Here is a 9402-nt window from a genome sequence, read left to right as displayed (position 1 = left end):
TAGTCTTTGATCTTACGCGCGAAAAATTTCCTTTAAAAATTTGTGGCATCCACCAGAGGTTCTAACTTTATTCAGCCTTCCATGAATAAAGTTAGCTCATTACTCTCCGAACTGAATAAATATCCCGAATCTGCTTAATTCGTTCCACAACTTTATGAAGATGACTGACATTTTGAATTGAAATGGACATATTAATTGTTGCCATTTTATTACGATCTGATCTTCCCGAAACAGCAGAAATATTTGTCTTTGTCTCATTTACCGCTTGGAGAACTTCATTTAATAAACCACGACGATCAAAGCCGTTAATTTCAATTTCTACATTAAACTCTTTGCGGTCATTTAAATTACTTTCCCATTCAACTTCAATGAGTCGCGCTTGAGCATCCGTTGTATGGACATTTTGACAATCGGCACGATGAACAGAAACGCCTCTACCTTTTGTAATGAAACCGACAATTTCATCCCCTGGAACTGGGTTACAGCATTTTGATAGGCGGATTAATAAATTGTCAATTCCTTGAACCTGTACACCAGAATCTCGTTTTCTAGAGCGATTTGATATTTGCTTTACCTCAGATACTGTTTCAACAACTTGTTCAAGGTCACGTTGCTTTCGCAGTTTATCTGTTAACCGGTTGGCGATTTGGGCAGCGGTAATTCCGTTATATCCTATCGCTGCATACATATCTTCTTCGTTTGAAAAATTAAATTTTTCAGCAACTCGTTTTATATTTTCAGGTGTTAAAATATCCTTTACTTCAAATTCCAAATTACGAATCTCTTTTTCAACGAGCTCTTTTCCTTTTTCAATATTTTCTTCACGGCGTTGTTTCTTAAAGAACTGACGAATTTTGTTTTTCGCTTGTGATGTTTGTGCAAGCTTAATCCAGTCCTGACTTGGGCCATAGGAATGCTTCGATGTTAGAATCTCGATTATATCCCCAGTTTTTAACTTATAATCTAGGGTCACCATTTTCCCATTTACTTTTGCACCAATTGTTTTGTTTCCAATTTCAGAGTGAATCCGGTATGCAAAATCAATTGGAACTGAGCCTGACGGAAGCTCCATAACATCTCCTTTTGGTGTAAAGACGAAGACCATATCGGAAAACAAATCAATTTTTAAGGACTCCATGAATTCTTCTGCATTTGATGCATCATTTTGCCATTCTAAAATTTCACGGAACCATGTTAATTTTTCTTCAAATGAAGATTGTTGATTAACTTGCTTACCTTCTTTATATGCCCAATGGGCTGCAATCCCGTATTCTGCAATCTGGTGCATCTCCACTGTTCGTATCTGAACCTCAAGTGGGTCTCCCTTAGGCCCAATCACTGTTGTATGAAGAGACTGATACATGTTTGGCTTCGGCATTGCAATATAATCTTTAAATCGACCAGGCATTGGCTTCCAGCAAGTATGGATGATTCCTAGAACTGCATAACAGTCTTTAATACTATTTACGACAATCCGAACTGCAAGGAGATCATAGATTTCATTAAATTGCTTATTTTGAAGGACCATTTTGCGATAAATGCTGTAAATATGCTTTGGCCGACCTGAGATGTCTGCTTTGATTGAAACCTCGTCTACATGGTTCTTAACCTCTTCAATGACTTCCTCAAGATACTCCTCACGTTCAGCACGCTTTTTTTTCATCAAATTAACGATACGGTAATACTGCTGTGGATTTAAATAACGTAAGGCTGTATCTTCAAGCTCCCATTTAATTTTTGAAATACCGAGTCGGTGAGCCAACGGGGCAAAAATTTCAAGTGTCTCATTAGAAATCCGACGCTGCTTTTCTGGTGGGAGATGCTTAAGAGTACGCATATTGTGCAAACGATCTGCTAGCTTAATTAAAATGACACGAATGTCCTGGGCCATCGCCACAAACATTTTTCGATGATTTTCAGCCTGTTGTTCTTCCTGAGATTTGTATTTAATTTTCCCCAGTTTTGTTACTCCATCAACTAACATTGCGACCTCAGGAGTAAATGCATCACTGATTTCTTGAAGGGTGACAGTAGTGTCCTCCACTACATCGTGTAAAAAGCCGCCAGCAATTGTTGAAGGATCCATTTCAAGATCTACTAAAATACCTGCCACTTGTACTGGATGAATAATATATGGTTCACCCGATTTACGGAATTGCTCCTTATGAGCTTCCTCTGCAAATTTATATGCACGCTCAATAAACTCGATATCTTTATCACTTAAATAGACTTTTGCTTTTTCTATCACTTGCCCAGGAGTTAAGACATTCTCGTTTGCCATAGATTTTATCACCTTTTTAGAAGTTAAAAATTCAAAGAAATAAGTTCTTTGAATCTTTTGTTTAAAATGATTATATTGTTTCTATTATCTTGAAAATCTTGAAAGTTGTAAAGGGAAATAACAGAAATATTGCCTGTAGAGTTGAAAAATTGCTATTTTACCGTTTGCAATCTCAACTCTACTAAAAAAAGCACTCAGCCTGAGCGCTTTTTTTTTATAAAGAAATTAATACTTCATTAGTGTTAAAACATCGTAGCCGTCTAACTTTTTACGACCATCCAGGTATGTGAGTTCGATTAGGAATGCAATTCCCGCTACAACACCGCCAAGTTGTTCAACAAGATTGATGGTTGCTTCAATCGTTCCACCTGTTGCTAATAAGTCGTCTGTAATTAATACACGTTGACCTGGTTTAATTGCATCTTTATGAATTGTTAGAACATCTTTTCCGTACTCAAGTCCATAATCAACTTTAATGACGTCCCTAGGTAGCTTGCCTTCCTTTCTAACAGGAGCAAAGCCTACACCATGCGAGTATGCAACTGGACAGCCGATAATGAAGCCGCGGGCCTCTGGTCCAACAACAAGGTCAATTTCTTTTTCCCTTGCATACTTCACGATTTGATCAGTAGCATATTTATACGCTTCACCGTCATTCATTAAAGGAGTAATATCCTTAAATTTAATTCCTGGCTTTGGATAATCGTCAACAATTTCGATAAACTTTTTTAAATCCATTAATTTAGTGCCTCCTCAAGCGAATGCGAACCTTTATTTATTGCATCAAACCAATGCTTTAATTGTTGATATGATGAATACAATAATTGCTTTTCCAATTCAATTCTTTTTGCTTTTAATTGATATGTTCTCGATTCAGTCAAATCCCTTTTCTTAGCTTGATTTGATAAAGAAATAAATCCCTTGTCTATTTTAACAAAATCTAGCTCAAAAAACACCTTTGACATAAAATCAATTGTTTCTGTTGACCATCCTCTATATTTTGCTAATTCGTGGGCATAGCGATTCATATCAAATGGACCTTTTTTTGCCAAGAATGCATAAAACCATTTAAAATGCTCTCTCGTCGGGATTGTGCTGAAAAAATGATCTTGTTCATGAAAGAATAATGTATAAATGCGATCTGGGAAGCTTTCCATAAATAATGCTTTGATCAATTCAGCTTCATCTGGTAGATCAATTAGAACAACATGCTTCGATTCGCATTGAAGCATGGCTGCTTCTTCAAGTGATAAAACAACGCTAATATCCCGATTGGTTAATCCAAGCTTATCGATTGTGGCTTGCGAAAACGCAATTAGTTGAAGCTTGTCATCCTTTAATTTTTCTAGGTAGGAAGCAAAATCGCGCATACCGCGAATATCAAATAATTGCCATTCATTAACAGCAATATCTTGCAGCATAATTTGTGGTTTTCGACTATTGTTCCATTCATTAATGGAAAGTTCTCCAATTGCCGAAACCTTTGATAGCGGCGAAATCCCTTCACAGGTATGTCCTAACCCAAAGCCAACTCCATCTAGTGTATATGGATCATCCTGGAGAACAATTTTCAAATGGCTTTGATCTGCGCCAATCTTTCGGATTGTATTGACATTAACATCGTTAATTTGCACGATTGGTTTAGGATTTCCCATTCCATATGGCGCTAATTTGTTCATTTCTATAATCGATTCAAGCGAAACATCTTGTATGCTGCAAATTGCATCTACAGTTGTAATTGGTTGAAAATCATCAGGTGTTAGCACTTCATTCGCAATTGCATTTAATCGATTTCTAAGGTCTTCAACATCTTCAACTTTAAGAGTCATTCCAGCTGCCATTGGATGTCCGCCAAAATGAGGCAATATATCACGACATGTTGACAGGCTCTCATATAGGTTAAAACCAGCAATACTCCTTGCAGAGCCTTTTGCTAACCCTTTTTGCGAATCGATGCTTAAAACAATCGTAGGTCGATAGAAGCGATCTACTAATCGAGAAGCTACAATTCCAATTACACCAGAGTTCCAGCCTTCCTTTGCGATGACTAAGACGGAATTTGAAGAAGGTGGAAAGTTTTCTTCAACCTCTTGAATCGCTTCCTTTGTCATTTGATTAACCAATTGCTGTCTTTCTTTATTCAGTTCATCAATTTCATCAGCGATATATGAGGCTTCTTCAGGATCACTTGTCATTAATAAATCAACTGCTGGGTCTGCTGATTGTAGCCGACCAACTGCATTAATTCTTGGTCCGATTGCAAATCCAACTGTTTCTTCCGATATTTCATTGGATTCAATTTTAGCTTTTTTCAATAATGCAGTTAATCCTGGACGCGTAGTATTTTGTAAGGCACTTATACCCTTTTTTGCAAGGAGACGGTTTTCTCCATGTAGGGGAACTAAGTCGGCAATTGTCCCGATCACAGCCACATCTAATAAATCTGTAGGGACTTCGCCACGTAAAGCATGTGCAACCTTAAAAGCAACACCAACCCCAGCCAATTCTTTAAATGGGTACTGACTATTGGGCTTTTTGGGATGAATAATGGCAGTTGCAACTGGTAGTTCCGGACCAACTTCATGGTGATCCGTAATAATTAAATCTATTTCTAATTCTTTTGCAATCTCTGCCTCATGAAGAGCAGAAATTCCTGTATCTACGGTTATGATTAAAGAAAACCCTTCTGATTTTGCCCATCGAAAAGCTGTTTCGTTAGGTCCGTAGCCTTCAGTGAATCGATTTGGTATATAAAAATCAACAATTGCACCTTTTTCTTTTAAAGCAGTAACCATAACGGTCGTACTGCTGACACCATCCGCATCATAATCACCAAACACTAAAATCCGTTCCTTGTTTTCAATAGCTTTTATTATTCTCTCGATAGCCGTATCCATTTGATCAAGCAAAAATGGATCGTGAAACTCTAAGCTTTCTGGTTCTAAAAATTCTCTTGCTGATTCTACGGTAGTGAGCCCTCTATTCACTAGAAGAGATGCTACTAGAGGTGTAACCTGTAGTTCTTTAACTAGTAGATTTATATTTATCTGGTTGTATTCATTTACTTTCCAACGAGTTTTCGATTGTAACAAAAGTCTCACTCCTAACCACATCATTATACAGGAGCGATAGATGTGTTACAATGATTGACATTTTTTATATATTGCGTTAATCATCTTCTGAGTATGGATTTATATGGATAAAAACATTATGTACTTGGGCATATTTCATCAGCTTTGCTTTTACTTTTTTCCCGACTTTATGACCTTCTTCTACCGTTATGTATGGATCAACTGAAATTTTCAAATCAACAATCACGTAATGCCCATGTTCACGTGCATGAAGTTCTGTAATTTTTTTTACTTCTGGAACTGACATGACCAGTTTTCTAAATTCCGTTGTATCTTCATCATGTAAAACATGGTCTAACGTATTATGTATTGCTTCCGTTCCAAATTCCCAGGCCATTTTGACAATTAGACCTGCAACAACAAGTCCCGCAACAGGGTCGGCATAAACAAGCCAATCCACCCCTAAATATCCACCGAGAATGGCCCCAACAATTCCTACAAGGGTTGCAAAGGATGCGAATACATCGGAACGATCATCATACGCATTAATAATGAGGGCATCACTCTTTATCTTTTTTCCAAGGTTGTATTTATATCGAAACATCAGTTCCTTAATGATAATTGAAAATATGACCGCATAAATAGCCATGGTCTTTGGTACATCAATCGGCTTAAAGAATGCCTCAATGGAAGCTTTTCCTATTTCAAATCCAACAAGTGCTAGTAATACCGCAACAATGATAGCGGAAACGGACTCTGCTTTTCCATGCCCATATGGATGATCCTCATCAGGTGGTCTTTTGGCAGCACGCACTCCGATGTATACAGCTACTGAGCCTGCCACATCTGAAGCCGAGTGGACTGCGTCAGCGATCAGCGCTCGACTATTGGACTGGACCCCAATTACCCACTTAATAATGGCCAGTATAATATTGCCAACAACACCAATGATGATGGCTTTTTCTGCCTGTTTAAAACGGTCATTCTCATTCAAAAAATCTCATCCTCTCAATGTAAGTTTGAGAATACGACACATGCATTTTAGTGTATCCTAAATCAGAACTGCTCATCAAGTCTATTAGAGAAAATAAAAAGCCGTGATATACTCACGACTTTTTACTGTTTACACTTGTGGTTCAGTCTCTGTTTTTACAGATTGTTTTTTTGTAATTTGCTTAGTCTTCCATACTAACCAAAGCTGTGCTGCAATAAAGATGGATGAATACATACCAGCTACTAATCCGATTGTTAAGGCAAATGAGAAGTTGGTAATAGCCTGTCCACCAAATAATAATAAGGCAAAACTTGTGAAGAGAACGGTTATAGCTGTGTTAACAGAACGATTTAATGTCTGTCTTAATCCACTATTCACGACACTTGCAAGGTCTTCATATGTTTTAATACGCTTTTTCTTCTTTAAAAGTTCACGAATTCTATCAAAGGTAACAATTGTATCGTTGATTGAATAACCGATAATGGTTAAAATTGCCGCGATAAATGTGACATCCACCTCAAGACGAGTGATACTAAAGAACGCAATCATAAAGAATGCATCATGGACAAGCGCTACAATCGCAGCTAATCCCATTAACCACTCAAATCGGAAAGCAACATAAATGATAATGCCAAGCATCGCGATTAAGCTTGCAATAACTGCGTTACGTGCTAATTCTTTGCCTACAGTTGGAGAAACTGTACTTACGTTAGGGTCTGCTCCATATAGATCATGGAAATGAGCTTTAACTTTACTTACTTCATCTTTTGAAAGCTCCTCGTCAAATCGAGCAACCCCAGTCTCATTATTATTTCCAGAAATAATGATTTCCTTAGCTTCTAAATTTAGCTTACCAAGTTCATCTGTTAATTCTTCTTGAGAAATTGGATGGTCTGCAAGGACATCCATACGGGTACCAGCAACAAAATCAATACCAAGATTTAGTCTAAATATTACCAATACTGCTATACCTACGATGACCATAATTCCTGATCCAATAAAGAATTTATTCTTATGCTTCGCAAAATCAAAGCGATCGAATCGGGTTGGGAAATTTCCTTCTGGATCGGCATCCGCTAAGTTTCGAATCTGACTTTCCTTGACACCAAACCAGCTTGGCTTCTTATTTAAAAATTTACTGTTAACCCATAGCCCTAGTAAAAGTCTGCTTCCATATACTGCAGTTAAGAAGCTTAATAAAATACTTACAATTAACATAGTTGCAAAGCCTTTTACGGCACTTGTACCAAATATAAATAAGACCACACCTGCTAAGATTGTTGTAATATTTGCATCAAAGATAGTCAGGAATGAGTTCTTACTACCTGTACGGTATGCAGACAAGATTGATTTCCCGGACCTTATCTCTTCCTTTATTCTTTCGTAGGTAATAATATTAGCATCGACCGCCATACCTACTCCGAGGATTAAGGCTGCTATACCTGGTAAAGTTAGCACTGCATTCATCCAGTCGAAAACTAGTAAGTTTAAATAAACAAAGATACTTAAAGTAACCACAGCAATTAAACCAGGGAAGCGGTAAAATACAAGCATAAATAATAGCACTAAGAAAATCCCAATTGCCCCTGCGAAAACGGTTTTGTCTAATGCCTGCTCACCGAATTTTGCTCCAACTGATGTTGAATATATTTCTTCCAAATCAACAGGAAGTGCACCTGCGTTCAACAAGGAGGCAAGTTCTTTTGCTGAATCAACGGTAAAATTACCACCGGTGATTGAAACTGTTTTTGTGTTAAATACTTGGTCTACACCTGCAGCTGAAAGGTATTTTGGATTTGGTTTCTTACTCTCAGCCTCAAAGGAATCAACACCTTCTTCAAAGTCTAACCATATCACCATAAGGTTATTTGGAGTACCAAAATCCAGAACCTTTTGGGTTGCATTTTTCAGATCGTCGGAATTTTTAACTGTTAAGGCAACAGACGGTCTGCCCATTTCATCAAATGATTGTTTAGCACCATTTTGTGCTAATTGAGAGCCATCCAGTAAGACATTATCGTTTACATCTCTAAACGTAAGCTTAGCTTGTGTTGATAGAATTTCACGAATCTTATCTTGGTCTTCTACACCTGCTAATTGCACACGAACACGATCTTTACCTTCAATTTGAATATTTGGCTCATTTACCCCTAGCACGTCGACACGGTTAGTTAATGCATTTACCGTACTAACTAGGGCTTCTCTATCAATGATATCGCCTTCCTTGGCTGGCTTTACCTCATAGAGAATTTCAAATCCACCTTGGAGGTCGAGTCCTAATTTAATGTTTTTTGCGGTGTCTGTACCGGTAGTTCCGATTAAGGCTCCAAAGAGAAGCACCAATACGAAAAACACCACGATGCGGCCTTTTTTAACCATAAGTATGTAGATCCTCCTTTAATTAGAAAAGCGCAAGGCGCCTGTCTATCGGCGACAAGCATAAGACGAGCGCTGACAGAAGGCGCTTTTTGCCTTCAGAAGCGATTGGCTTATGACCTCGAGCCGATGGCGCCTAGAGCTAGACATCAAAACAACGAACGAAATTTTATATTTTTGAGTTTATACAACATAGCTTGTCCTTTAAGCCCTCCATCACAATTATGAAACAATGCGATTTTCATGTCAATTACAGTTTTCGTAAATGATAACCCACATCCATATAATAGTGGACTATAGTAATTTATCTAATACGTCTTTTCCTTCGCCCTCAAACCAATTTGGTGCTTTGAAAGCCTCCACAGTAGCATAGTTCATATAATCTCCAACTTTAATAGACAAAATATCGCTAACAATTTGATATAAAAGCTTCTCTTCTTTTTCTTTTCTCCATGTTTTATTTTTCAGGAACTCCCAAAGTTCCTCCTCTTTCACACTGTCATATCCGTACAAAACAAATTCTTCCAGCTTACTTTGTAAAAATGGACGAATTGTTTCACGAAATTTGTCATACATGTGAGTCTCTCCTTGGTTCACTCGTCATCTCTCCCATTTTTCTACTCTAATCAAATGCGCCTTGGCGTATTTGCTCCCAGATTTTTGGCCCACACGATGTGGGT

The 9402-nt window shown here is 37.8% G+C and carries 6 protein-coding genes; all 6 read right to left on the bottom strand.

Annotated elements, in window-relative coordinates; translation table 11 throughout:
- Nucleotides 1-91: 91 nt before the first annotated feature.
- The 6 genes from V7112_RS04860 to V7112_RS04835 all read right to left on the bottom strand — a co-directional run bounded on the left by V7112_RS04860 (nt 92) and on the right by V7112_RS04835 (nt 9298).
- Complete coding sequence (locus V7112_RS04860) at nt 92-2281, bottom strand: RelA/SpoT family protein (protein WP_335416250.1); 2190 nt, start codon at nt 2279-2281, stop codon at nt 92-94.
- A gap of 225 nt (nt 2282-2506) precedes the next feature.
- Nucleotides 2507-3019, bottom strand: coding sequence for an adenine phosphoribosyltransferase (locus tag V7112_RS04855; protein ID WP_335416247.1), 513 nt, complete (start codon nt 3017-3019; stop codon nt 2507-2509).
- Nucleotides 3019-5373, bottom strand: coding sequence for a single-stranded-DNA-specific exonuclease RecJ (gene recJ / locus V7112_RS04850; protein WP_335416244.1), 2355 nt, complete (start codon nt 5371-5373; stop codon nt 3019-3021). The genes V7112_RS04855 and recJ overlap by 1 nt, the downstream gene beginning before the upstream one ends.
- A gap of 76 nt (nt 5374-5449) precedes the next feature.
- Entirely contained in the window at nt 5450-6346 is an 897-nt protein-coding gene (locus V7112_RS04845) for a cation diffusion facilitator family transporter (RefSeq protein ID WP_335416240.1), read from the bottom strand.
- Nucleotides 6347-6475: 129 nt separating this feature from the next.
- On the bottom strand, nt 6476-8725 hold the full coding sequence (secDF, locus tag V7112_RS04840) for a protein translocase subunit SecDF (protein ID WP_335416236.1): 2250 nt from the start codon (nt 8723-8725) through the stop codon (nt 6476-6478).
- 291 nt (nt 8726-9016) lie between these two features.
- Complete coding sequence (locus tag V7112_RS04835) at nt 9017-9298, bottom strand: post-transcriptional regulator (protein ID WP_335416233.1); 282 nt, start codon at nt 9296-9298, stop codon at nt 9017-9019.
- Nucleotides 9299-9402 lie beyond the last annotated feature (104 nt).

This window comes from Bacillus sp. JJ1566, assembly GCF_036962685.1.
Classification (GTDB): Bacteria; Bacillota; Bacilli; order Bacillales; family Bacillaceae_L; genus Ferdinandcohnia.
The sequence above is the reverse complement of the archived record's forward strand: the minus strand, read 5'-3'. Positions and strand labels throughout refer to the sequence as shown.